Origin of the sequence: Streptomyces sp. NPDC029044 (genome assembly GCF_040637495.1) — a bacterium.
Lineage (GTDB): Bacteria > Actinomycetota > Actinomycetes > Streptomycetales > Streptomycetaceae > Streptomyces.
The window spans coordinates 203,412-226,051 of record NZ_JBEZWN010000007.1; the positions used below are offsets into that span (position 1 = coordinate 203,412).

16 protein-coding genes and 1 pseudogene are annotated in these 22,640 nt (G+C 71.2%); 10 read left to right on the forward strand and 7 right to left on the reverse strand.

The genetic code is table 11. The annotated features are described in order from the left end of the window. Positions 1-110: 110 nt before the first annotated feature. Positions 111-3,626 (reverse strand): methionine synthase, encoded by a 3,516-nt coding sequence (metH, locus tag AB0E85_RS09685; RefSeq protein ID WP_361924374.1) that lies wholly within the window; start codon positions 3,624-3,626, stop codon positions 111-113. Positions 3,627-3,928: 302 nt separating this feature from the next. Here metH and AB0E85_RS09690 point away from each other — a divergent pair, with 302 nt between their 5' ends. From AB0E85_RS09690 to AB0E85_RS09715, 6 genes are all read left to right on the forward strand, one after another. Further along, positions 3,929-4,702, forward strand: coding sequence for an IclR family transcriptional regulator (locus AB0E85_RS09690; RefSeq protein WP_361924376.1), 774 nt, complete (start codon positions 3,929-3,931; stop codon positions 4,700-4,702). 272 nt (positions 4,703-4,974) lie between these two features. Beyond that, positions 4,975-5,769, forward strand: coding sequence for an MIP/aquaporin family protein (locus AB0E85_RS09695; RefSeq protein WP_361924378.1), 795 nt, complete (start codon positions 4,975-4,977; stop codon positions 5,767-5,769). A gap of 83 nt (positions 5,770-5,852) precedes the next feature. Next, the gene (gene glpK / locus AB0E85_RS09700) at positions 5,853-7,391 is read left to right on the forward strand and encodes a glycerol kinase GlpK (protein ID WP_361924380.1); all 1,539 of its coding nucleotides are present in this window, start codon (positions 5,853-5,855) and stop codon (positions 7,389-7,391) included. Between the two features lie 8 nt (positions 7,392-7,399). Further along, the gene (locus AB0E85_RS09705) at positions 7,400-9,016 is read left to right on the forward strand and encodes a glycerol-3-phosphate dehydrogenase/oxidase (protein ID WP_361924382.1); all 1,617 of its coding nucleotides are present in this window, start codon (positions 7,400-7,402) and stop codon (positions 9,014-9,016) included. 137 nt (positions 9,017-9,153) lie between these two features. Continuing rightward, positions 9,154-9,825 carry a FadR/GntR family transcriptional regulator gene (locus AB0E85_RS09710; RefSeq protein WP_361924384.1) on the forward strand — a complete coding sequence of 224 codons (672 nt, stop codon included), beginning with the start codon at positions 9,154-9,156 and terminating at the stop codon, positions 9,823-9,825. Between the two features lie 158 nt (positions 9,826-9,983). Continuing rightward, positions 9,984-10,967 (forward strand): PAC2 family protein, encoded by a 984-nt coding sequence (locus tag AB0E85_RS09715; RefSeq protein ID WP_361924386.1) that lies wholly within the window; start codon positions 9,984-9,986, stop codon positions 10,965-10,967. Positions 10,968-11,035: 68 nt separating this feature from the next. Here AB0E85_RS09715 and mshC read toward each other — a convergent pair whose 3' ends face one another. The 4 genes from mshC to AB0E85_RS09735 form a co-directional block, all read right to left on the reverse strand. After that, positions 11,036-12,265, reverse strand: a complete 1,230-nt coding sequence (mshC, locus tag AB0E85_RS09720; protein ID WP_361924388.1) for a cysteine--1-D-myo-inosityl 2-amino-2-deoxy-alpha-D-glucopyranoside ligase — start codon at positions 12,263-12,265, stop codon at positions 11,036-11,038. 94 nt (positions 12,266-12,359) lie between these two features. Beyond that, on the reverse strand, positions 12,360-13,190 hold the full coding sequence (locus AB0E85_RS09725; RefSeq protein WP_361924390.1) for an SCO1664 family protein: 831 nt from the start codon (positions 13,188-13,190) through the stop codon (positions 12,360-12,362). Then, entirely contained in the window at positions 13,154-13,741 is a 588-nt protein-coding gene (locus AB0E85_RS09730) for a DUF3090 domain-containing protein (RefSeq protein ID WP_033311881.1), read from the reverse strand. Before AB0E85_RS09730 ends, AB0E85_RS09725 begins: the two co-directional genes overlap by 37 nt. 78 nt (positions 13,742-13,819) lie before the next feature. Then, positions 13,820-14,506 carry a histidine phosphatase family protein gene (locus tag AB0E85_RS09735; RefSeq protein WP_361924392.1) on the reverse strand — a complete coding sequence of 229 codons (687 nt, stop codon included), beginning with the start codon at positions 14,504-14,506 and terminating at the stop codon, positions 13,820-13,822. 61 nt (positions 14,507-14,567) lie between these two features. Between AB0E85_RS09735 and corA the strand changes: the two genes are divergently transcribed. Further along, complete coding sequence (corA, locus tag AB0E85_RS09740; RefSeq protein WP_361924394.1) at positions 14,568-15,563, forward strand: magnesium/cobalt transporter CorA; 996 nt, start codon at positions 14,568-14,570, stop codon at positions 15,561-15,563. A 10-nt stretch (positions 15,564-15,573) separates the two neighbouring features. On the opposite strand, the gene AB0E85_RS09745 is transcribed toward corA, so the two are convergent. Both AB0E85_RS09745 and AB0E85_RS09750 read right to left on the reverse strand, forming a co-directional pair. After that, positions 15,574-16,362, reverse strand: a complete 789-nt coding sequence (locus tag AB0E85_RS09745) for a ferritin-like domain-containing protein (RefSeq protein ID WP_361924396.1) — start codon at positions 16,360-16,362, stop codon at positions 15,574-15,576. 339 nt (positions 16,363-16,701) lie between these two features. Continuing rightward, on the reverse strand, positions 16,702-17,757 hold the full coding sequence (locus AB0E85_RS09750; RefSeq protein ID WP_361924398.1) for an LLM class F420-dependent oxidoreductase: 1,056 nt from the start codon (positions 17,755-17,757) through the stop codon (positions 16,702-16,704). A gap of 225 nt (positions 17,758-17,982) precedes the next feature. Here AB0E85_RS09750 and AB0E85_RS09755 point away from each other — a divergent pair. The 3 genes and pseudogenes from AB0E85_RS09755 to AB0E85_RS09765 all read left to right on the forward strand — a co-directional run. Continuing rightward, a pseudogene (locus AB0E85_RS09755) lies at positions 17,983-19,083 on the forward strand (pectate lyase); the annotation flags it as partial. Positions 19,084-19,195: 112 nt separating this feature from the next. Continuing rightward, positions 19,196-20,182: an aldo/keto reductase gene (locus tag AB0E85_RS09760; RefSeq protein ID WP_361924400.1), complete on the forward strand. Its 987-nt coding sequence runs from the start codon at positions 19,196-19,198 to the stop codon at positions 20,180-20,182. After that, the gene (locus AB0E85_RS09765; RefSeq protein ID WP_361924402.1) at positions 20,179-22,581 is read left to right on the forward strand and encodes a helix-hairpin-helix domain-containing protein; all 2,403 of its coding nucleotides are present in this window, start codon (positions 20,179-20,181) and stop codon (positions 22,579-22,581) included. The genes AB0E85_RS09760 and AB0E85_RS09765 overlap by 4 nt, the downstream gene beginning before the upstream one ends. Positions 22,582-22,640 lie beyond the last annotated feature (59 nt).

Consider the following 22,640-nt stretch of genomic DNA (forward strand, 5'->3'; position numbering starts at 1 on the left):
ACCAGTCTACGTCGTGCGCGGACGAAACGCTTCTTTTGGCCCGTGCGCCTCTCTCGGCCCGTGCGCCGGGAGGCGCCTGTGCGCCTGACTCGGCCCGCGCCGGGACGGGCTCAGCGGGCGTTGAAGTACTTGGCCTCCGGGTGGTGGATCACGATGGCGTCCGTGGACTGCTCGGGATGCAGCTGGAACTCCTCGGACAGCTGGACGCCGATGCGCTCCGGCTGGAGCAGGTCGGCGATCTTGGCGCGGTCCTCCAGGTCGGGGCAGGCGCCGTAGCCGAGGGAGAAGCGGGCGCCCCGGTACTTCAGCTCGAACATGCCCTGCATCTCGTCCGGGTCCTCGCCGGCGAAGCCGAGTTCGGAGCGCACCCGGGCGTGCCAGTACTCGGCGAGCGCCTCGGCCAGCTGCACGGACAGCCCGTGCAGTTCGAGGTAGTCGCGGTAGGCGTTGGCCTCGAAGAGCCGCGCGGTCTCCTCGCCGATGCGCGAGCCGACGGTGACGACCTGGAGGCCGACGACGTCGGTCTCGCCGGACTCCTCCGGGCGGAAGAAGTCGGCCAGGCACAGGCGGCGGCCGCGGCGCTGACGCGGGAAGGTGAAGCGGGTGCGCTCGTTGCCCTGCTCGTCGAGGATGATCAGGTCGTCGTCCTTGGAGACGCACGGGAAGTAGCCGTAGACCACGGCCGCCTCCAGCAGGTTCTCCGTCTGGAGCCGGTCCAGCAGGCCGCGCAGCCGGGGCCGGCCCTCGCTCTCGACGAGCTCCTCGTAGGACGGGCCCTCACCGGTGCGGGCCTGCTTCAGGCCCCACTGGCCCTTGAACAGGGCGCCCTCGTCGAGCCAGCTCGCGTACTCCTTGAGCTGGATGCCCTTGATCACGCGGGTGCCGCGGAAGGGCGGGGTGGGCACGGGGTTGTCGGTGGCGACGTCGGAGCGGACGTGCCCCTCCTCGGGGCGCTCCTCGACGGCGGCCGGGGCGGCGGCCCGCACCCGGCGCTGCTTGAGCTCGGGCAGCTTCGCGCCGGGCACGCCCCGCTTGACGCCGATGAGGGCGTCCATCAGGCGCAGCCCCTCGAAGGCGTCACGGGCGTAGCGGACCTCGCCCTCGTAGATCTCGTGCAGGTCCTGCTCGACGTAGGCGCGGGTGAGGGCGGCGCCGCCGAGGATGACCGGGTAGCCGGAGGCCAGGCCGCGCTGGTTCAGCTCCTCCAGGTTCTCCTTCATGATCACGGTGGACTTGACCAGGAGACCGGACATGCCGATGACGTCGGCCCGGTGCTCCTCGGCGGCTTCCAGGATCGCGGAGACCGGCTGCTTGATGCCGAGGTTGACGACGTTGTAGCCGTTGTTGGACAGGATGATGTCGACGAGGTTCTTGCCGATGTCGTGCACGTCGCCGCGGACGGTGGCCAGCACGATGGTGCCCTTGCCGGCCTCGTCGGTCTTCTCCATGTGCGGTTCGAGGTGGGCGACGGCCGTCTTCATGACCTCGGCGGACTGAAGGACGAACGGCAGCTGCATCTGGCCGGAGCCGAACAGCTCGCCGACGACCTTCATGCCGTCCAGCAGGGTTTCGTTGACGATGTCGAGCGCGGGCCGCTCCTGGAGGGCCTCGTCGAGGTCCGCTTCGAGGCCGTTGCGCTCGCCGTCGATGATGCGGCGCTTGAGGCGCTCGTCGAGCGGCAGGGCGGCCAGTTCCTCGGCCTTGCCCGCCTTGAGGGACTTGGCGGTGGCGCCCTCGAACAGCTCCATGAGCTTCTGGAGCGGGTCGTAGCCCTCGGCGCGGCGGTCGTGGATGAGGTCGAGGGCGGTCTGGACCTCCTCCTCGCTGAAGCGGGCGATCGGCAGGATCTTGGAGGCGTGCACGATCGCCGAGTCCAGGCCCGCCTTGACGCACTCGTCGAGGAAGACGGAGTTGAGCAGGATGCGGGCGGCCGGGTTGAGGCCGAAGGAGATGTTGGACAGGCCGAGCGTGGTCTGCACCTTCGGGTGGCGCCGCTTGAGCTCGCGGATGCCCTCGATGGTGGCGATACCGTCCTTGCGGGACTCCTCCTGGCCGGTGCAGATGGTGAAGGTCAGGCAGTCGACGAGGATGTCCTCCTCGTGGATGCCCCAGTTGCCGGTGAGGTCGTCGATGAGCCGTTCGGCGATCTCGACCTTCTTCTCGGCGGTGCGGGCCTGGCCCTCCTCGTCGATGGTGAGCGCGATGAGGGCGGCGCCGTGCTCCTGGGCGAGGGCGGTGACCTTGGCGAAACGGGACTCGGGGCCGTCGCCGTCCTCGTAGTTCACCGAGTTGATCACCGCGCGGCCGCCGAGCTTCTCCAGGCCGGCCCGGATGACGTCGACCTCGGTGGAGTCCAGCACGATGGGCAGGGTGGAGGCGGTGGCGAAGCGGCCGGCCAGTTCCTCCATGTCGGCCACGCCGTCGCGGCCGACGTAGTCCACGCACAGGTCGAGCATGTGCGCGCCCTCGCGGATCTGGTCGCGGGCCATCTCCACGCAGTCGTCCCAGCGGGCCTCCAGCATGGCCTCGCGGAACTTCTTCGAGCCGTTGGCGTTGGTGCGCTCTCCGATGGCCAGGTAGGAGGTGTCCTGCCGGAAGGGCACCGACTGGTAGAGGGAGGCGGCGCCGGGCTCGGGCTGCGGGGCGCGCTCGGTGGGGGCGGTGTCCCGGACCCGCTCGACCAGCTGCCGCAGGTGCTCGGGGGTGGTGCCGCAGCAGCCGCCGACGAGGGAGAGGCCGTAGTCGCGGACGAAGGTGCCCTGTGCCTCGGCCAGCTCGGGCGCGGTCAGCGGGTAGTGGGCGCCGTCCTTGGTCAGCACGGGCAGGCCCGCGTTCGGCATGCAGGACAGCGGGATGCGCGAGTGCCGGGACAGGAAGCGCAGGTGCTCGCTCATCTCGGCCGGGCCCGTGGCGCAGTTCAGGCCGATCATGTCGATGCCGAGGGGCTCCAGGGCGGTCAGGGCCGCGCCGATCTCGGAGCCGAGCAGCATGGTGCCGGTCGTCTCCACCGTCACCGACACGATCAGCGGGACGGAGTGGCCGGTGGCCTCCATGGCCCGGCGGGCGGCGATGACGGAGGCCTTGGTCTGGAGCAGGTCCTGCGTGGTCTCCACGAGCAGCGCGTCGGCGCCGCCGGCGAGCAGGCCCTCGGCGTTCTGCTGGTAGGCGTCCCGGATGGCGCCGAAGGTGGTGTGGCCGAGGGTGGGCAGCTTGGTGCCCGGTCCCATCGAGCCGAGCACCCAGCGCTGCTGCCCGGTGCTGCGGGTGAACTCGTCGGCCACCTCGCGGGCGATCCGGGCGCCTGCCTCGGACAGCTCGGTGACGCGCTCGGGGATGTCGTACTCGCCGAGGGCGGTGAGGTTGGCGCCGAAGGTGTTGGTCTCCACGCAGTCCACGCCGACGTCGAAGTACGCGGCGTGCACCGAACGGACGATGTCCGGGCGCGTCAGGTTGAGGATCTCGTTGCAGCCTTCGAGATTCTCGAAGTCCTCGAGCGTGGGGTCCTGTGCCTGGAGCATGGTGCCCATGGCTCCGTCGGCCACGACCACGCGGGTGGCCAGGGCTTCTCGGAGCGCGGACGCACGGGTCCGGCTGTCTGCGGAAGGGGTCGGCGGCAACGAGGCCATGAAAAGGGCTCCCTCGGATGCGACGGCTGTCGGCTTTGCGGCTTCCCGGACAGCCGGAGGGCATCCGGGATGGGCGCACCGCGCCAGCGTAACCGGGAGTGGGCTTGGATGGGCAGCGCGTCCACGGGCCGGACGCCGGTGGTGCAGGATCGGCCGATGGGTGACGGATCGGCCGCCGGTGGCTGAAAAATGGCGGCCTGCCATTAGCGAGAGGTCGACATCGACCGGTAGTGTTCGACATTGCCGAACGAGGGCTGTGGTGCCGCTCGTCGGCGGTCGAAGGGGACGGAGGCAGTACGGCGATGGCACGGAACATCCAGTCGCTCGAACGGGCGGCCGCGATGCTGCGGCTGCTCGCGGGCGGCGAGCGGCGGCTCGGCCTGTCGGACATCGCCTCGTCGCTGGGCCTGGCCAAAGGCACCGCCCACGGCATCCTGCGCACCCTCCAGCAGGAGGGCTTCGTGGAGCAGGACGACGCCTCCGGGCGCTACCAGCTGGGCGCCGAACTGCTGCGCCTGGGCACCACCTACCTCGACGTGCACGAACTGCGGGCCCGCGCCCTGGTCTGGGCCGACGACCTGGCCCGCTCCAGCGGCGAGAGCGTCTACCTGGGTGTCCTGCACCAGCAGGGCGTGCTGATCGTGCACCACGTCTTCCGGCCCGACGACAGCCGGCAGGTCCTGGAGATCGGGGCCATGCAGCCGCTGCACTCCACGGCCCTGGGCAAGGTGCTGTCGGCCTACGACCCGGTGGCGCACAGCGAGGCCCTGGAGGCCGACCGCAAGGCGTTCACCGACCGGACGGCGTGCGAGCCGGAGGACTTCGAGCACCTCCTCGACGTCACCCGCGCGCGCGGGTACGCGGCCGACGTGGAGGAGACCTGGGAGGGCGTCGCCTCCCTCGCCGCACCGATCCACGACCGGCGGCGCATGCCGGTCGGGGCGGTGGGCATCACCGGCGCCGTGGAGCGGCTGTGCCGGTCCGACGACGACAGGGCGCTGCGGCCCGAGCTGATCGCCGCGGTGCGGGACTGCGCCCGCGCGGTGTCGCGGGATCTGGGCGCCGGGCGGTTCTGACGCGCACGTCGGCATCCGCCGAGGACCGGGTCGTCGTACGGCGTCCCGGTCCTCGGCATGTCCGCGCTCACCTGCGGAGAAGATCACGGAGACCGCGGCGATCAGTAACGATCAGATTTTCGAGTCCACAGCCCTTGACGTGCTCGTAACGCCGAAGCAAGACTCCCGTCCATCGGTCGACATTGTCGAACAGCTACCGGCAATACGCGCTAGAGTGTGACAACGCCAGGCCGGTATCGAACTTCCCTGGACGTAGGACAAAGGAGTCGCGGGTGTCCAGCTCCGACATCTTCATCGGCGAGACCATCGGTACCGCCATACTCATCCTCCTCGGCGGCGGCGTCTGTGCCGCCGTCACGCTGAAGGCCTCCAAGGCACGCAACGCCGGCTGGCTCGCCATCACCTTCGGGTGGGGCTTCGCGGTGCTCACGGCCGTCTACACCTCGGCACCGCTGTCCGGTGCCCATCTGAACCCGGCCGTGACGCTGGCCATCGCCATCAAGGACGGCGACTGGAAGAACGTCCCGGTCTACTGGGCCGGACAGGTTCTCGGCGCCATGATCGGTGCCGCCCTGGTCTGGGTCGCCTACTACGGTCAGTTCCACGCTCACCTCACCGACCGCGAGATAGTCGGCGGCCCGGGTGCGCAGGACACCAAGGTCAAGGCCGTCGAGGCCCAGGAGAAGGGCGCGGGCCCCGTGCTGGGCGTCTTCTCCACCGGCCCCGAGGTCCGGGTCGCCTGGCAGAACATCGCCACGGAGATCATCGGCACGGTCGTGCTGGTGCTCGCCGTGCTCACCCAGGGCCTGAACGACAAGGGCAACGGCCTGGGCACCCTGGGCGCCCTGGTCACCGCGCTCGTCGTGGTCTCCATCGGCCTCTCCCTCGGCGGCCCGACGGGGTACGCGATCAACCCGGCCCGCGACCTCGGACCGCGCATCGTGCACGCCCTGCTGCCGCTGCCCAACAAGGGCGGCTCCGACTGGGGCTACGCCTGGGTCCCCGTGGTGGGTCCGCTGATCGGCGGTGCCATCGCGGCAGGCATCTACAACGTCGCATTCGCCTAGGAGCGATTCCCCGCTCCGGCGGGAAACTTCCAGCACGCGCCGTACGTAAAGCCCCATAAACCCGGAATTACCAGGAGCACACAGTGACCGACGCGCACACCGCCGGCCCCTTCATCGCCGCCATCGACCAGGGCACCACCTCCAGCCGCTGCATCGTGTTCGACCGGGACGGCCGGATCGTCTCCGTCGACCAGAAGGAGCACGAGCAGATCTTCCCGAAGCCGGGCTGGGTCGAGCACAACGCCACCGAGATCTGGACGAACGTCCAGGAGGTCGTCGCCGGGGCCATCGCCAAGGCCGGCATCACCCGCGACGACATCAAGGCCATCGGCATCACCAACCAGCGCGAGACGACCGTGCTGTGGGACAAGAACACCGGTGAGCCCGTCCACAACGCCATCGTCTGGCAGGACACCCGCACCGACGCCCTCTGCCGCGAGCTCGGCCGCAACGTCGGCCAGGACCGCTTCCGCCGCGAGACCGGTCTGCCGCTGGCCTCCTACTTCGCCGGCCCGAAGGCCCGCTGGCTGCTCGACAACGTCGACGGCCTCAAGGAGCGCGCCGAGGCGGGCGACATCCTCTTCGGCACCATGGACACCTGGGTCATCTGGAACCTGACCGGTGGTACCGACGGCGGCAAGCACGTCACCGACGTCACCAACGCCTCGCGCACGATGCTCATGAACCTGCACACCATGCAGTGGGACGAGAAGATCTGCGAGTCCATCGGCGTCCCGCAGCAGATCCTCCCCGAGATCCGCTCCTCCGCAGAGGTCTACGGCGAGATCACCGGCGGGAAGCTGGGCGACCTGCTCGGCGGCATCCCGGTCGCCTCCGCGCTCGGCGACCAGCAGGCGGCCCTGTTCGGCCAGACCTGTTTCGCCGAGGGCGAGACCAAGTCGACCTACGGCACCGGCACCTTCATGGTGATGAACACCGGTGACAAGATCATCAACTCCTACAGCGGCCTGCTCACCACGGTCGGCTACAAGATCGGCGACCAGAAGACGGTCTACGCCCTGGAGGGCTCGATCGCGGTCACCGGTTCGCTGGTGCAGTGGATGCGCGACCAGATGGGCCTGATCTCCACCGCCGCGGAGATCGAGACCCTCGCCCTGTCGGTCGAGGACAACGGCGGCGCCTACTTCGTGCCGGCCTTCTCCGGCCTGTTCGCCCCGTACTGGCGCTCCGACGCCCGCGGTGTGATCGCCGGCCTGACCCGGTACGTCACCAAGGCGCACCTCGCGCGCGCCGTCCTGGAGGCCACCGCCTGGCAGACGCGCGAGATCGCCGACGCCATGACGAAGGACTCCGGCGTGGAGCTGACCGCCCTGAAGGTCGACGGCGGCATGACCTCCAACAACCTGCTGATGCAGACCCTCGCCGACTTCGTGGACGCACCTGTGGTGCGCCCGATGGTCGCCGAGACCACCTGCCTCGGCGCCGCCTACGCCGCCGGTCTCGCCGTCGGCTTCTGGAACAGCACCGACGACCTGCGCGCCAACTGGCGCCGGGCCGCCGAGTGGACCCCCCGCATGGACGCGGAAAAGCGCGCCCATGAGTACAAGAACTGGCTCAAGGCCGTCGAGCGGACCATGGGCTGGCTCGAGGACGAGGAGTAAGAAACAGCATGACCACCAAGTCCACCCTGCAGACCGTGCCTGCCCTGGGGACGCACCCGGCCTCCGGCTCGAACCCGAGCCGAGCCGAGACCAGGGAGCAGCTCTCCAAGGCGTCGTACGACCTTCTCGTGATCGGCGGCGGCATCCTGGGCATCTCCACCGCCTGGCACGCCGCGCAGTCCGGCCTCAGGGTGGCTCTGGTGGACGCCGGTGACTTCGCCGGCGCCACGTCCTCCGCCTCCTCCAAGCTGCTCCACGGCGGTCTGCGCTACCTCCAGACCGGCGCGGTGAAGCTGGTGGCGGAGAACCACTTCGAGCGCCGTGCGGTCTCCCGCCAGGTGGCTCCCCACCTGGCGAACCCGCTCACGTTCTACCTCCCCGTGTACAAGGGCGGGCCGCACGGCGCGGCGAAGCTCGGCGCGGGCGTCTTCGCCTACTCCGCGCTCTCCGCGTTCGGTGACGGCGTCGGGCACCTGCTGTCGCCGGCCAAGGCCGCGCAGGACGTGCCCGAGCTGCGCACCGAGAACCTCAAGGCCGTGGCCGTCTACGGCGACGACCAGATGAACGACGCCCGCATGGCGCTGATGACGGTCCGCGGGGCCGTCGAGGCGGGTGCGGTGGTCCTCAACCACGCCGAGGTGACGGGCCTGCGCTTCACGCAGGGCCGGGTCACCGGCGCCGAGCTGAAGGACCGCCTGTCCGGCGACGAGTTCGGCGTCAGCGCCCGGCTCGTGCTGAACGCGACCGGCCCGTGGGTCGACCACCTGCGCAGGATGGAGAACCCGAACGCGGCGCCCTCCATCCGCCTGTCGAAGGGCGCGCACCTGGTCCTGAAGCGCACCTCCCCCTGGAAGGCCGCGCTCGCCACCCCGATCGACAAGTACCGCATCACCTTCGCCCTCCCCTGGGAGGACATGCTGCTGCTCGGCACCACCGACGAGGTGTTCGAGGGCGACCCGGCGGACGTCTCGGTCACCGAGCAGGACATAACCCAGATCCTCGACGAGGCCGCCTTCTCGGTACGCGACCAGCAGCTGAGCCGCGACCTCATCACATACTCCTTCGCCGGTCTGCGGGTGCTGCCGGGCGGCCCCGGCGACACCGCCAAGGCCAAGCGCGAGACGGTCGTGACCGAGGGCCGGGGCGGCATGCTGTCCGTCGCGGGCGGCAAGTGGACCACCTTCCGCCACATCGGCCGGACGATCATGCAGAAGCTGGAGTCGCTGCCGGGCCACCCGCTGGGCGACGACTTCGAGCCGATCAGCGCGCTGCCGAAGAAGCTGCCGCTGCCCGGCATCGCCAACCCGCGTGCGGTCGCCCACCGGCTGCTCACCGACCGGCCGGCCCCCGGCCCGCGCATGGCGGCCGACACCGCCAAGCACCTGGCGACGCACTACGGCTCGCTGGCCTTCGACATCGCCCGGCTGGCCAACGAGAGCCCCGAGCTCGCCGAGCGCGTCCACCCCGACGCCCCGGAGATCTGGGCGCAGGTCGTCTGGGCCCGGGACCACGAGTGGGCCGAGACGCAGGACGACGTGCTGCGCCGCCGCACGACGCTGACGATCCGCGGTCTCGCCACGGACGACGTCCGCGCCAAGGTGCAGGACATGCTCGACAAGAAGTAGCCCCTCGTCCGGGGGAACCGGGGGGACCTCATCCCGGAAGGGGCGGCTCCACGCCGACGGAGCCGCCCCTTCCGCGTCCCCGCACCCCCATAATGACCTGATACGTCGGAGGTCTTGAGCGCACTGGGAGGCCGGCCATGGCAGTCACCGACGAGGCGATCGAGAAGATCAAGGGAATGATCGTCTCCGGGGCGCTGCGCCCGGGCGACCGGCTTCCCAAGGAGAGCGAACTCGCCGCCGACCTCGGGCTGTCGCGCAACTCCCTGCGGGAGGCCGTGCGCGCCCTGTCGCTGATCCGGATCCTGGACGTACGGCAGGGCGACGGCACGTACGTCACCAGTCTCGACCCGCAACTCCTGCTGGAGGCGCTGAGCTTCGTCGTCGACTTCCACCGCGACGACACCGTCCTCGAGTTCCTCGCCGTACGCCGCATCCTGGAGCCGGCCGCCACCGCGATGGCGGCCTCGCGGATCAGCGAGCAGCAGCTGGACGCGCTGACGGCCCAGCTGGACAGGCTCGGCGAGGCCCCGTCCGTGGAGGATCTCGTCGCCTGCGACCTGGAGTTCCACCAGGGCATCGTGCACAGCTCCGGCAACTCCGTGCTGTGCTCGCTGCTCGACGGTCTGTCGGGTCCCACCACCCGGGCCCGCATCTGGCGCGGCCTCACCCAGGAGGACGCCGTCGCCCGCACCCTGCGCGAGCACCGGGCGATCCTCGCCGCCCTGCGCGACCGGGACGCCGAGGCGGCCCGCTCGTGGGCGACCGTCCACATCGCGAGTGTGGAGCAGTGGTTGCGCTCCACGCTGTGACCAGGAGCGCACGGACCGCTCGGGCGAACCCGGGGTGTTCGGGGGCGGATCGCGGGGCAGTGATGGTGGCACTCCCCCTGCGAGGGGGCTGCGGGCGCCCCCGCGGCACGCCGTAAGGTTGGGTGGTCAAGCGAGGGCACGTCGGAAGGAGGCGCTGGGTGATCGAGCTCGAGGGGGTTCCCGAGCTGGTCGACCCGGTCATGGTGGCCGCGTTCGAGGGCTGGAACGATGCCGGCGACGCCGCCTCCACCGCGGTCGCGCATCTGGACCGGGAATGGAAGGGCGAGGTCTTCGCGGCGCTGGACGCCGAGGACTACTACGACTTCCAGGTCAACCGCCCCACGGTGTTCATGGAAGCGGGCGTCCGCAAGATCACTTGGCCCACGACCAGGCTGTCGGTGGTCCGGGTCGGCGGTGAGAAGCCGCGCGACCTCGTCCTCGTGCGGGGCATCGAACCGTCCATGCGGTGGCGTTCCTTCTGCAACGAACTGCTGGGCTTCGCGCATGAACTGGGCGTGGAACTGGTGGTCGTCCTGGGCGCCCTGCTCGGGGACACCCCGCACACCCGTCCGGTTCCGATCAGCGGCACGACGTCCGACCCGGATCTGGCCCGCCGTATGGATCTGGAGGAGACCAAGTACGAGGGCCCCACGGGCATCGTCGGCGTCCTCCAGGAGGCCTGCACGCACGCGGGCGTCCCGGCCGTCTCACTGTGGGCGGCGGTGCCGCACTACGTGTCGCAGCCGCCGAACCCGAAGGCCACACTGGCCCTGCTGAACCGCCTGGAAGACCTGATCGACGTGCGCATCCCGCTGGGCGAGCTGCCCGAGGACGCGCGCGCCTGGCAGGTCGGTGTGGACCAGCTGGCCGCCGAGGACAGCGAGGTCGCCGAGTACGTCCAGTCGCTGGAGGAGGCGCGGGACACCGCCGAGCTGCCGGAGGCGTCCGGCGACGCCATCGCCCGGGAGTTCGAGCGCTATCTGCGGCGCCACGACGGCGCCGGACCGCCCGGGGCCGGCGGTCACGCCACGGCGGACGGCACCGACAGCACGTCGTACCTGCGGGACAACCCCAGCGGCCGCACCCGCCCGCCGAAGCCGCCCAAGCCGGGCACGGACGAAGACGAGTCGTCGGAGGACTGAGGGCCCGCAGCACGAACGCCGCAGGGGCGTCTCCCGCCGGGGAGACGCCCCTGCGTCTGTTTCTCGGGCTAGAGCGCCACGCCCAGCAGCGCGTCCACCGCCCGGGAGACCACGCCGGGCGCGCCGATGTCCGTGCCGCCGCCGCGCTCCTGGAGCGCGGCCCAGCGGTCGACCGCGGCGAGTGCGGCGGGGGCGTTCAGGTCGTCGGCGAGGGCTTCGCGGATCTCGTCGACGAGCGCCTCGGCCGGGGGCCCGTCGGGCCGGGAGACGGCGGCCCGCCAGCGGCCGAGCCGCGCGACGGCGTCCTGGAGGACCTGGTCGGTGTACTCCCAGTCGGCGCGGTAGTGGTGGGCGAGCAGCGTGAGCCGGATGGCGGCCGGGTCGACGCCGTCGTACCGGAGCTTGGAGACGAAGACCAGATTGCCCTTGGACTTGGACATCTTCTCGCCGTCCAGGGCGACCATGCCGGCGTGCACGTACGCCTTGGCCATGGGGAACTCGCCGGTGAGGGCCTGGGCGTGCGAGGCGCCCATCTCGTGGTGCGGGAAGGCCAGGTCGGAGCCGCCGCCCTGGATGTCGAAGCCCATGCCGAGGTGGTCGAGGGCGATGGCCACGCATTCGATGTGCCAGCCGGGCCGTCCGCGCCCGAGCGATCCGCCGTCCCAGCTGGGCTCGCCCTCGCGGGCAGCCATCCACAGCATCGGGTCGAGGGGGTTCTTCTTGCCCGGCCGGTCCGGGTCGCCGCCGCGCTCGGCGGACAGCAGCCGCATCGCAGCGGCGTCGAGGTTCGAGACCTTGCCGAAGTGCGGGTCGGACTCGACGGAGAAGTAGACGTCCCCGTCCAGTTCGTAGGCCGCGCCGGCGTCCCGGAGCCGTTCGACGAGCGGGACGATCCCGGGTATGGCCTCGACGGCGCCTATGTACTGCCGCGGCGGCAGCATCCGCAGGGCCGTCATGTCCTCGCGGAAGAGGGCCGTCTCCTTCTCGGCGAGGGCGGCCCAGTCGACGCCGTCGCGCTGTGCCCGCTCCAGGAGGGGATCGTCGACGTCCGTGACGTTCTGGACGTAGTGAACCTGCCGCTTGGTGTCGAGCCACACGCGCTGCACGAGGTCGAACGCGTTGTAGGTCGCCGCGTGTCCCAGGTGCGTGGCGTCGTACGGGGTGATGCCACAGACGTAGATACGGGCGACGGGACCGGGGTCGAGGGTGACGAGGCCGCCGGTCGCGGTGTCGTGGATCCTCAGGTCGCGGCCCTGACCAGGCAGGGCGGGGACCTCGGAAGCGGGCCAGGCATGCATGCCCTGAGCCTAACCGGACTGAAGTTCCATATACGAATGGGAGCGGTCCACTCGGCCGAGAAGGCGCTCTTGCGGTGGTCCGGCGGCTGTGCTGCTACACGGGTGGCCAGGGAATCGCCGGCCACTCCCCGCTCGGCTCCGGGTGGGTTCCCGAGGCGAGCAGGGCGCCGACGCGGGCCCGGGTGGCGTCGATCTCGGCGGCGGTGATCAGCGGTTCGAGCCGCGCGGTGAGCGGCCCGCCCTCGGCCAGGCCCTTCCTGACGCCTTCGAGGACGTCGGTGGCCTCCTGGGTGAGGGGCTCCCCCGCCCACCCCCACAGCAGGGTCCGCAGCTTGTTCTCGGCGTTGAAGGTGACCCCGTGGTCGATGCCGTACAGCCGTCCCTCACCGGTGGGCAGCAGGTGACCGCCCTTGCGGTCGGCGTTGTTGATGACCGCGTCGAGGACCGCGAGCCGCCGCAGCCGTTCGTCGTCGGCGTGCACGAGCAGCGCGGTGCGCCCCTCGCCGACCTCGGCGAAGCCGACGGCCTTCCAGCCCGGCCCGGGTTCCTCGCCGTCGACCAGGGCGAGCAGTTCCGCCTCGGGGGTCACCTCCACCCACAGCTGGCACATGCCTTCGCCGTAGGGCCCGTCGCGCAGCACGGTGGGCGGCACGAGGCCCCAGCCGGTCGCCTCGGAGACCTCGTACGCGGCGACCTCGCGTTGGGCGAGCGTCCCGTCGGGGAAGTCCCACAGGGGCCGCTCCCCCGCGACCGGCTTGTAGATGCACGCCGCGTCCTGGCCGTCGTGGGACACCGTGCAGTACAGGGCCGCGTTGGAGGCCTCACGGATGCGTCCGCGCACGGTCAGTTCGCCCCGGGCGAGCAGCTCGGCGGCGTTCACCGGAGGTGTCACGCTCCGCGGCGGTATCCGTTCTGGCGCGGACATACGTGTCCTTCCGGGTCGAGCGGGAGGCTGCACAGCGGGCACGGCGGCCGCCCGGCGTTGACGACGTCGAGGGCGCGCTTGGCGAAGGCCCTGGCCTGCGCGCCGGTGAGCCGGACCCGCAGCATCGGCGGACCGTTCTCCTCGTCCTGGAGCAGCCGCTCCTCGGCCTCGGCGAGGTCCTCCTCGGATTCCGCGTCGAGCTCCACGAGCGCCTGCGCCTCGACGATCATGAGCTGCTCGTCGCCGTCCCAGGCGAGGGCCATGGTGCCGACCCGGAACTCCTCCTCGATGGGGGTGTCCAGCGGGGCGGTGTCGGTGTCCGAAGGCGCGACGGCGGGGACGTGGGCGCTGCCGCCGCTACGGCGTACGACCTCGTCGAGCAGTTCGTCCATGCGCTCGGCGAGGGCGGCGACCTGGGTCTTCTCCAGGGCCACGCTGGTCACCCGGGAGCCGGCGGAGGCCTGGAGGAAGAACGAACGGCGCCCGGGCAGTCCGACCGTACCGGCCACGAAACGCTCCGGATGGTCGTAGAGGAACACCTGACGGGACACGTCCTGTCTCCATTGGAATCGTGGGAACCGTGTGACCACGGCACTGCTGCGACCGCTTCACCCTACTGCGGCGAACGATCACGGTGCGCCCGCACCACCCCCCACTTCGGCCTCACCGGCCGACGGCTCCTCGCGCGGCACGAGGGACGTGAAGTCGCCGGTGTCACCGAGCCGGACGAGAAACGGCCGCAGTCGTGTGTAGCGGATCGCCGTGATGGAACACGGTTCGACGGAGATCCGCTGGAAGAGGTCCAGGTGAAGTCCGAGGGCGTCCGCGACGAGCGACTTGATGATGTCGCCGTGCGAGCACATGAGGTAGACGGCGTCGGCGCCGTGGTCGCGCTCCACGCGTGCGTTCCACTCGCGCACGGCCTCGGCGGCGCGCGTCTGCATGGCCCGCATGGACTCTCCGCCGGGGAAGGCCGCCGCGGAGGGGTGTGCCTGTACGACCTCCATCAGGGGCTCGTCCTTGAGCTCGGCGAGCTTGCGTCCGGACCAGTCGCCGTAATCGCACTCGCCGATGCGCTCGTCGGTGTGCGGGCTCAGCCCGGGCCGGGCGTCGAGCAGCGGCCGGATCGTCTCCTGGCAGCGCTGGAGCGGACTGGTGACGATTTCGGCGAGGGGCAGTGCGGCCAGCCGCCCGGGGAGCGCGGCGGCCTGTGCGGCGCCACGGTCGTCGAGGGCGACGCCGGGCGTCCAGCCGGCGAGCAGTCCCTCGGTGTTGGCGGTGGAGCGTCCGTGCCTGACCAGGATCAGCGTGGGCATGCGCTCCAGCGTAGGCGCACGCGCGCGTGTGGTGTCGTTCGAGTGACGGGAGACTCGCTTCGTGATCGTCGACTGTGCCATCTACCGCGAAGGACAGCGGACGGAAGGTCCCGAGGACCTCTCCGACGCCCTGGGTGAGGCCCGCACGGCGGGCGGGTTCGTGTGGATCGGGCTGCACGAGCCGACGGAGGACGAGTTCGACCATGTGACCCGTGAGTTCGCGCTGCATCCGCTGGCCGTCGAGGACGCCCTGAAGGCCCACCAGCGGCCCAAGCTGGAGGTGTACGACGACTCGCTCTTCGTGGTGCTCAAGCCGGTGGCGTACGAGCCGCGGAGCGACACCGTCTCCTCCGGCGAGATCATGATCTTCCTGGGCGATTCGTTCGTGGTGACCGTCCGGCACGGCGAGGGCTCCCCGCTCAAGGCCGTGCGCCGGCGGCTGGAGCAGGAGCCGGAGCTGCTCGGCAAAGGCCCCACGTCCGTGCTGTACGCGGTCGCCGACGCCACCGTCGACCACTACCTGGACGTGGCGACCGAGTTGCAGACCGACCTGGAGGGGCTGGAGGCGGAGGTGTTCTCGCCGGACGGCGGGGGGTCCCGGAACACGGCGTCCCGGATCTACGACTTCAAGCGGCAGGTCCTGGAGTTCCGCCGGGCGACCGGGCCGCTGGCCCCGCCGATGAGCCGGCTGGCGGGCACGGCGTCGACGGGGGTGGCCGTGCCCTTCGTGGACGACCGGGCCCGGCCGTTCTTCCGCGACGTCAACGACCACCTCACGCGCGTGAACGAGTCCGTGGAGAACCTGGACCGGCTGGTGTCGGACATCCTTTCGGCGCATCTGGCGCAGATGAGCGTCCGGCAGAACGACGACATGCGCAAGATCTCGGCGTGGGCGGCCATGGCCGCGATCCCCACCATGCTGGCGGGGGTCTACGGCATGAACTTCGAGCACATGCCGGAGCTGCGCTGGGTCTGGTCCTATCCGGCGCTGCTCGTGGTGATGGCCGTCCTGGAGGTGATGGTCTTCCGGCTGTTCAAGCGCCGCGGGTGGTTGTAGCCGGGCCGGCTCAGGCGAACTCGGGTTCCGGGGAGGCGGGGCCGCCGAGGGCGTTGCGTCGCTCGGGCGTCGTCAGCGACACCATCCGGCGCCAGCCGCCCATGCGTTCGTAGGCGTACACCGCGTGGATGCCCGCCACGAGCACCGCCGACTTGGCCTTGGACCAGCCGAGGATGCGGCCCATGTGCGCCATCACGGCGAGGCTGACGTCCCGGTAGATCCGGATCTCGGCGAGTGCGCACTCGCGCAGGGTGCGCTGGATGGCCCGGCCGTGGCCCGCGTAGGCGAAGCGCAGCAGTTCCTCGTGGCAGTAGGCGAGGTGGTTGTCCTCGTCGTTGGAGATCTGCTTGACCGCGCGGCCGATGTCGGGGTGGTCGGCGAAGTGCTTGCGGAGCAGGTCCATCTGCTCGGAGGCGCGCTGCTCGGTGACCCTGCTGTGCGAGAGGTAGGTGACGATGTCCTGGACCGTGAGCCGCTCGTCGCGGTTCAGCCGGGCGTGGGCGAGGCCGATGCCGTTCTTCTCCAGGAGCATGGTGTAGTCGGTCTCCGGCGGGACCGGGACGGGGTCGATGCCGCGCTTCTTCATCAGGGCGTTGAAGATCCGGCCGTGCTTGTCCTCGTCGGCGCCGTGCCGGCTGATCTTGGGAGCGAGTTCACGCTCGGCCTCGGGCACGAGCTCGGCGATGCGGGCGTTCTCCCAGCCGCCCTGGGTCTCGCCGCTCGCGGCGACGGAGCAGAACAGGGCGAAGGACTCGTCGTTGTCGAGGATCTCCTGGAACAGGCTCTTGGCCGAAAGCATCGTGGGCACCTCTCCCGCGCGCGTGGGCGTTCTGCGGCGTTCCGCAGGTCTCCGCGAAGAACGAGTCAAGTGCGGGGTGGAGGGTGCTGCAACAGGTGTGAGGGACAACTCCGCCGAATGGAGGACACGCGGGGTGGCGCGCCGGACCGGGTGGGAGACGGTCTGCCGTAACCGCCGGCGGCCCGGCGCGTTGTTCTGCGTGACGGCCGTGGCGGGGAAGACCCCCGAGCCCCCACCACGGCCGCTGAAACCTCCAGTGTCTGCCGTTGGGATCAGGCCGCAGGAAATCGACGGTGCTGATCAACCCCGCGTCTGCGGCGTGATCCAGATCGACAGGCCCTAGGCGAGTCCGGCCCGCTCCAGGGCCTCCGTGCCGGCCCGCAGGGACGCGAGCCGCTCGTCGAGCGTGAAGCCCGCCGGTGCGAGGGACAGGGTGGTGACCCCCGCCGCGGCGTAGGCCTTCATCCGGTCCGCGATCCGGTCCACGGAACCGAGCAGGGTCGTCTTGTCGATCAGGTCGTGCGGGACGGCGGCCGCGGCACCCTGCTTGTCGCCGGAGAGGTACTTGCTCTGGATCTCGGCGGCTTCCCGCTCGTAGCCCATGCGCTGGGCGAGCTGGTTGTAGAAGTTCTGCTTGGGGCTGCCCATGCCGCCGACGTACAGCGCGGTGTAGGGGCGGAAGGTGTCGGCGAGCGTGGCCACGTCCTTGTCGTCGCCGACGGCGAGCGGCAGGGTCGGGCAGACGTCGAACCCGTCGAGGGTCTTGCCGGCCTTCTGGCGCCCGGCACGCAGGTACTTGATCGTGGTGTCCTCCAGGTGCTCGGCGGAGGGGAAGATCAGCAGGGCGCCGTCGGCGATCTCGCCGGTCTGCTCCAGGTTCTTCGGGCCGATCGCGGCGATGTACAGCGGGATGTGCTCGCGCTGCGGGTGGACGGTCAGCTTGATCGGCTTGCCCGGGCCGCCGGGCAGGGGCAGGGTCCAGTGCTGCCCCTCGTAGGACAGCCGCTCGCGGGTCATGGCCTTGCGGACGATCTCGACGTACTCGCGGGTGCGGGCGAGCGGCTTGTCGAACTTGACGCCGTACCAGCCCTCGGAGACCTGCGGGCCGGAGACGCCGAGGCCCAGGCGGAAGCGGCCGCCGGAGAGGGAGTCGAGGGTGGCGGCGGTCATGGCCGTCATCGCGGGCTGGCGGGCCGGGATCTGGAAGATGGCGGAGCCGACGTCGATGCGCTCGGTCTGGGCGGCGACCCAGCTCAGTACGGTGGCGGCGTCGGAGCCGTAGGCCTCGGCGGCCCAGCAGACGGCGTATCCGAGGCGGTCGGCCTCCTGGGCGACGGCCAGATTGTCCGCGTCCATTCCGGCACCCCAGTAGCCGAGGTTGATACCGAGCTGCATGCCGCATCCCCTTACTGATCAGTAACGTGCTTGCTGCGCAGACCTTAGCGCGGGGGCCGGGGCCGGGTACACGGCCACGGTCCGCCTGTCGTCCAGATCCGTGAACAGGAATCATGGACACGACCATTGACGCGTCCACGACGAGTCCCTACCTTTCGCGGGAAAGCGCTTTCCGTCCTCCACCTTCCGCAGTCGAACCTTCCGCAGTCGAACGGAGAGACACCGATGAAGCGAGCACTTCCCCTGAGGATCCACGCGACCCTGGCCACGATGGCCCTCGCCGCCGCGACCGGCACGCTCGTGTCGATGCCCGAGGCCGCGGCGGCGACCGGCAGCGCCACCGGCTACGCGACCCAGAACGGCGGGACCACCGGCGGCGCCGGAGGCCAGACGGTCCGGGCGACCACGGGAACGGCGATCCATCAGGCCCTCTGCGGCCGTGCGAGCACCAGCACCCCCATCACCATCGAGGTCGCCGGGACGATCAACCACGCGAACACCAAGAAGGTCTCCGGCACCGGCTGCGACACCGCCGACGGCGTGATCGAGCTCAAGAAGGTCAGCAACGTGACCCTCGTGGGCGTCGGCAGCGGCGCCCTCTTCGACCAACTGGGCATCCACATCCGCGAATCGAAGAACATCATCGTCCAGAACGTGACCGTACGGAACGTCAAGAAGTCGGGCTCCCCCACGTCCAACGGCGGGGACGCCATCGGCATCGAGCGCAACGTCCGCAACGTCTGGATCGATCACACCACCCTGGAGGCGTCGGGCGGCGAGTCGCAGGGCTTCGACGGCCTGTTCGACCTCAAGGACAACACCCAGTACGTCACCCTGTCCTACAGCGTTCTGCGCAACTCGGGCCGCGGCGGTCTGGTCGGCAACAGCGAGAGCGACCGGTCGAACGGCTTCATCACGTACCACCACAACCGCTACGAGAACATCGACTCCCGCGCCCCGCTGCTGCGCGGCGGCATCGCGCACATGTACAACAACCACTACGTGCGCCTGAACGACTCCGGCATCAACGCGCGGGCCGGAGCCCGCGCCAAGGTGGACAACAACTACTTCGAGGACTCCAAGGACGTCCTGGGCACCTTCTACACCGACCAGGCCGGCTACTGGCAGGTCGGCGGCAACATCTTCGACAACGTCACCTGGTCCGCCCCGGGCAGCGAGAACCGCCCGGCCGGCCCCGACCCGACATCGAACACCACGGTCGCCGTCCCCTACTCCCACGCTCTCGACGCGGCCGGCTGCGTGCCGGCCGTCGTGAGCCGGACGGCGGGCGCGAACAAGGGCCTTCAGGTGTCGGACGGCAGGTGCTGACCGAGGACGAAGGGCCGCGGCCGGCTCGGGGCAACGGACCGGCCGCACCCGTAAATCCGTCGTCCACAGGCACCCACAGCGAAGGTTCTGGCCAGTAATCTCGGCGTTCATGGAGCAGAGGCATCTCGGCCGCACCGGCCTTCGTGTGTCACGGATCGGGCTCGGCACCCTGACCTGGGGGCGGGGCACCGACGAGCACGACGCCGCGGACCTGATGAAGACGTTCTGGGAAGCGGGCGGGACCCTCGTCGACACCGCGGACGTGTACGGCGACGGAGACGCCGAGTACCTGCTCGGCAGGCTCATGGACGGCCTGGTGCCCCGCCGTGACCTGGTCATCTCGACCAAGGCCGGCAGCGTGCCGGACCCCGAGCGCCGCTTCGACGGCTCCCGCGGCCATCTGCTCTCCGCGCTGGACGGTTCGCTCTCCCGGCTCGGCACGGACTACGTCGACCTGTGGCACGTGCACGCGTTCGACCCCGACACCCCGCTGGAGGAGACCCTCCAGGCTCTCGACCTCGCGGTCTCCAGCGGGCGGGCCCGCTATGCCGCCGTCTCCAACTTCTGCGGCTGGCAGCTGGCCAGCGCCGCGACCTGGCAGCTGGCGGCCCCCGGAACCCGGACCCGGCTGGCCGGTACGCAGCTGGAGTACTCCCTGCTCCAGCGCGGGGTCGAGCGCGAGGTGCTGCCGGCCGCGCTCGAACTGGGTCTGGGTCTGCTGCCGTCGTCGCCGCTCGGGCGCGGGGTACTGACGGGGAAGTACCGGGGCGCCACGATGCCACCGGACTCGCGCGGCGCCTCGGAGCACCTCGCGCCGTTCGTCGCGCCGTACCTCGACGACACGGCGAGCCGCATCGTGGACGCCGTGGCGACGGCGGCCGACGGGCTCGCGGTGACGCCGCTCCAGGTGGCCCTGGCGTGGGTCCGCGACCGGCCCGGGGTCGCCGCGCCGATCGTCGGCGCGCGCAACGCGCAGCAGCTCACGGCGGCGTTGTCAGTGGAGACCCTTAGTCTTCCTGACGAGATCTGCCGGGCGCTCGACGATGTGTCGGCGCCCGTGCACCGCTATCCCGATCACGACTGGAGCACGCTGTGAGCACGGAGCCCGAGACCACGGAGGACGCGGAGCCGGGGCTGCCGGGTGCCGGGAGCACATCGGCCGACGGGGCCGGGGCCGGGGGTGGTGAGGCGGACGCGGGGCGGGCGGCCGAGGCCGGGAGGCGTGACGCCGGAACCGGGGAGGCGGCTGACACCGAAGGCGGTGACTGCGGAACCGAGGAAGCAGCCGACACCGACGATGGTGACGCCGGTACCGGGCAGCGGGCTGACGCGGACAGCGCCGAAGCCGATCTCGGGCAGGCGGCCTCGGCGGAGGGGGCCCAGGCCGGTGCCGGGGAGGACGCCGAGGGCGGTGCCGCCGGAACCCCGCAGGTGTCCGAGGCCGAGGCCGAGTTGCGGGCCCAGCAGGTCGAGCGGGAGCGCATCGAGCAGCGCAAGGCCGACAAGAAGGCGCCGATCGCGAGCGGCACCAAGCTGAGCGGCAAGGCCGCCGACCTGCTGGCGGCCGTACGGGCCGTCGAAAGCGGCGAGAAGCCCGCGGCGACGGTGTTCGAAGAGCCGCCCCCCGCCCCCCGCCGCTCCGCCCCCGAGCCGGAGCGGCGACCGCGGCCGGTGGCGCCCGAGCCGGTCTCCGCGCCTGCGGGCCCCGCTCCGGAGGCGGTCCAGGCCGTGCGCCGGGTGCTCGGTGAGGGCGGTGCACCGGAGGTGCTCGCGCCGCAGGCCGCCGCGGTTCTCGGCGAGGGCGCGGACGAACAGCTGCGCGCCGACCCCTGGCAGTTGCTGCGCATCGCGGGGGTGCGGCCCGAGCAGGCCGACGGTTTCGCCCGGGCCCTGCTCGGCTCGGAGTGCGGCCCGGACGACGAGCGGCGGGGGCGGGCCGTCACCGGCTGGCTCCTGGAGCAGGCGGCGCTGGCCGGGCACACCGTCCTGGAGATGCCCGCACTCCTCGCGGCCCTCGCCCAGCGGGGCGTGCCGGAGCCCGACGGCGCCGTGCAGGACGCGATCGCGGAGGGCGAGGCCCTGGTCTTCCAGGACGCCCTGGAGGGCGAGGCCGGTACCTCTGCCCCCGCGGACGGGGAAGGCGCGGAGGAGGAGGACGAGGAGCGTCCGGTCCGCGTCCTGGTCGGGCTGGAGCGGTACGCGATGGCGGAGGAGAGCCTGGCCGACGGGCTGGCCCGGCTGGTCAACTCGGCGCCCAAGCAGGACGGTTCGGCCGAGGAGTGGGAGCGGGCCGCCTCCTCGGCCCGGGGCTCGGCGGCGGAGCTGATCCGCGCGGTCGCCGGTCAGGGCCTGGTGCTGCACACCGGCGGGGAGGCGTCCCTGGCCGAACCCGCGGCCCTGCTGACCGCCGCGCGCTCGCTCGGCCTGCGGGTCTGGGCGGCCACGCACGGGCCGGTCGGCCGCAACCGTTTCGCGGCCCTGCTGCGGCGGTCCGGCCAGGCGGCGGACGCCCCCGGGCAGGCCGGCGAGGCAGCCGCCGACTCCCCCGTCGCCACCGTCTCCGGGTTGCTCGCCGGCCTCGAAGGGCCCGGCCGGGACACGGACGGGGCCCTCGATCTCGATCTGCTGGTCGTGCTCGACGCGCCGCAGCTGGATGTCGAGACGGCGGCTCTGCTGACCGAGTCGCTGCCGGACGGGGCGCGGCTGGTGCTGGCCGGCGATCCTGCGGTGCTGTGGTCCGCGGGGCCGGGACGGGTGTTCGCGGATCTGCTCGCTGCGCGGATCTGCCCCCAGGTGGCCTCGCGCCGACCGGATCCGGGACCGTTGGGTGAGCTGGTCTCCGGTATCGGCATCGGCGAGCTGAACCAGGTCGAGGCCCCCGGCAAGGAGGTCGTGATCGTGCCGGTGCGGGACGCGGGCGAGGCCGTGCACCGGACGGTGCAGCTCGTCGTGGACTCGGTGCCGCGCGCGATCGGCGTACCGGCCGAGGAGACCCAGGTGATCACTCCCGGGCACGGCGGGGCCGTCGGGACGCGTGCGCTCAACGCGGCGCTGAAGGAACGGCTCAATCCGGGCCCGGGCCGCTTCGGCGGCTTCGACCCCGGAGACCGGATCGTCCACTCCCCCGCCCCGGGGCGCGCGCTGCCGGGCCGTGTGGTGACGGCGGACGCCGAGGGGCTGCATCTGTCGTGCGAGGGCGAGACCGTCGTCGTACCGAGGGAACGGGTGGAGCAGTCCGTGCGGCACGGGTGGGCGCTGACCGCGCACCAGGCCGTGGGGAGCCGGTGGCCCGCGGTGGTCGTGGTGCTGCCCGGCGATGCTGCGCAGGCTCTCAGCCGGCCGTGGGTGTACACGGCGTTCGGGCGGGCCGACCGGCATCTGTCCGTGGTGCACGGGGTGGATCAGGCACTTCCCCGGGCCGTGGCCGAGGTTCCGGCGAAGCCGCGGACGACGCGGCTGCCGGTACTGCTCGCGCCGCAGATCAGCGGCACGTGACGGTATCGGAAGATCACACGTATTAACTCCAGTCACCAATAATCAAATCTCGTTTTGCG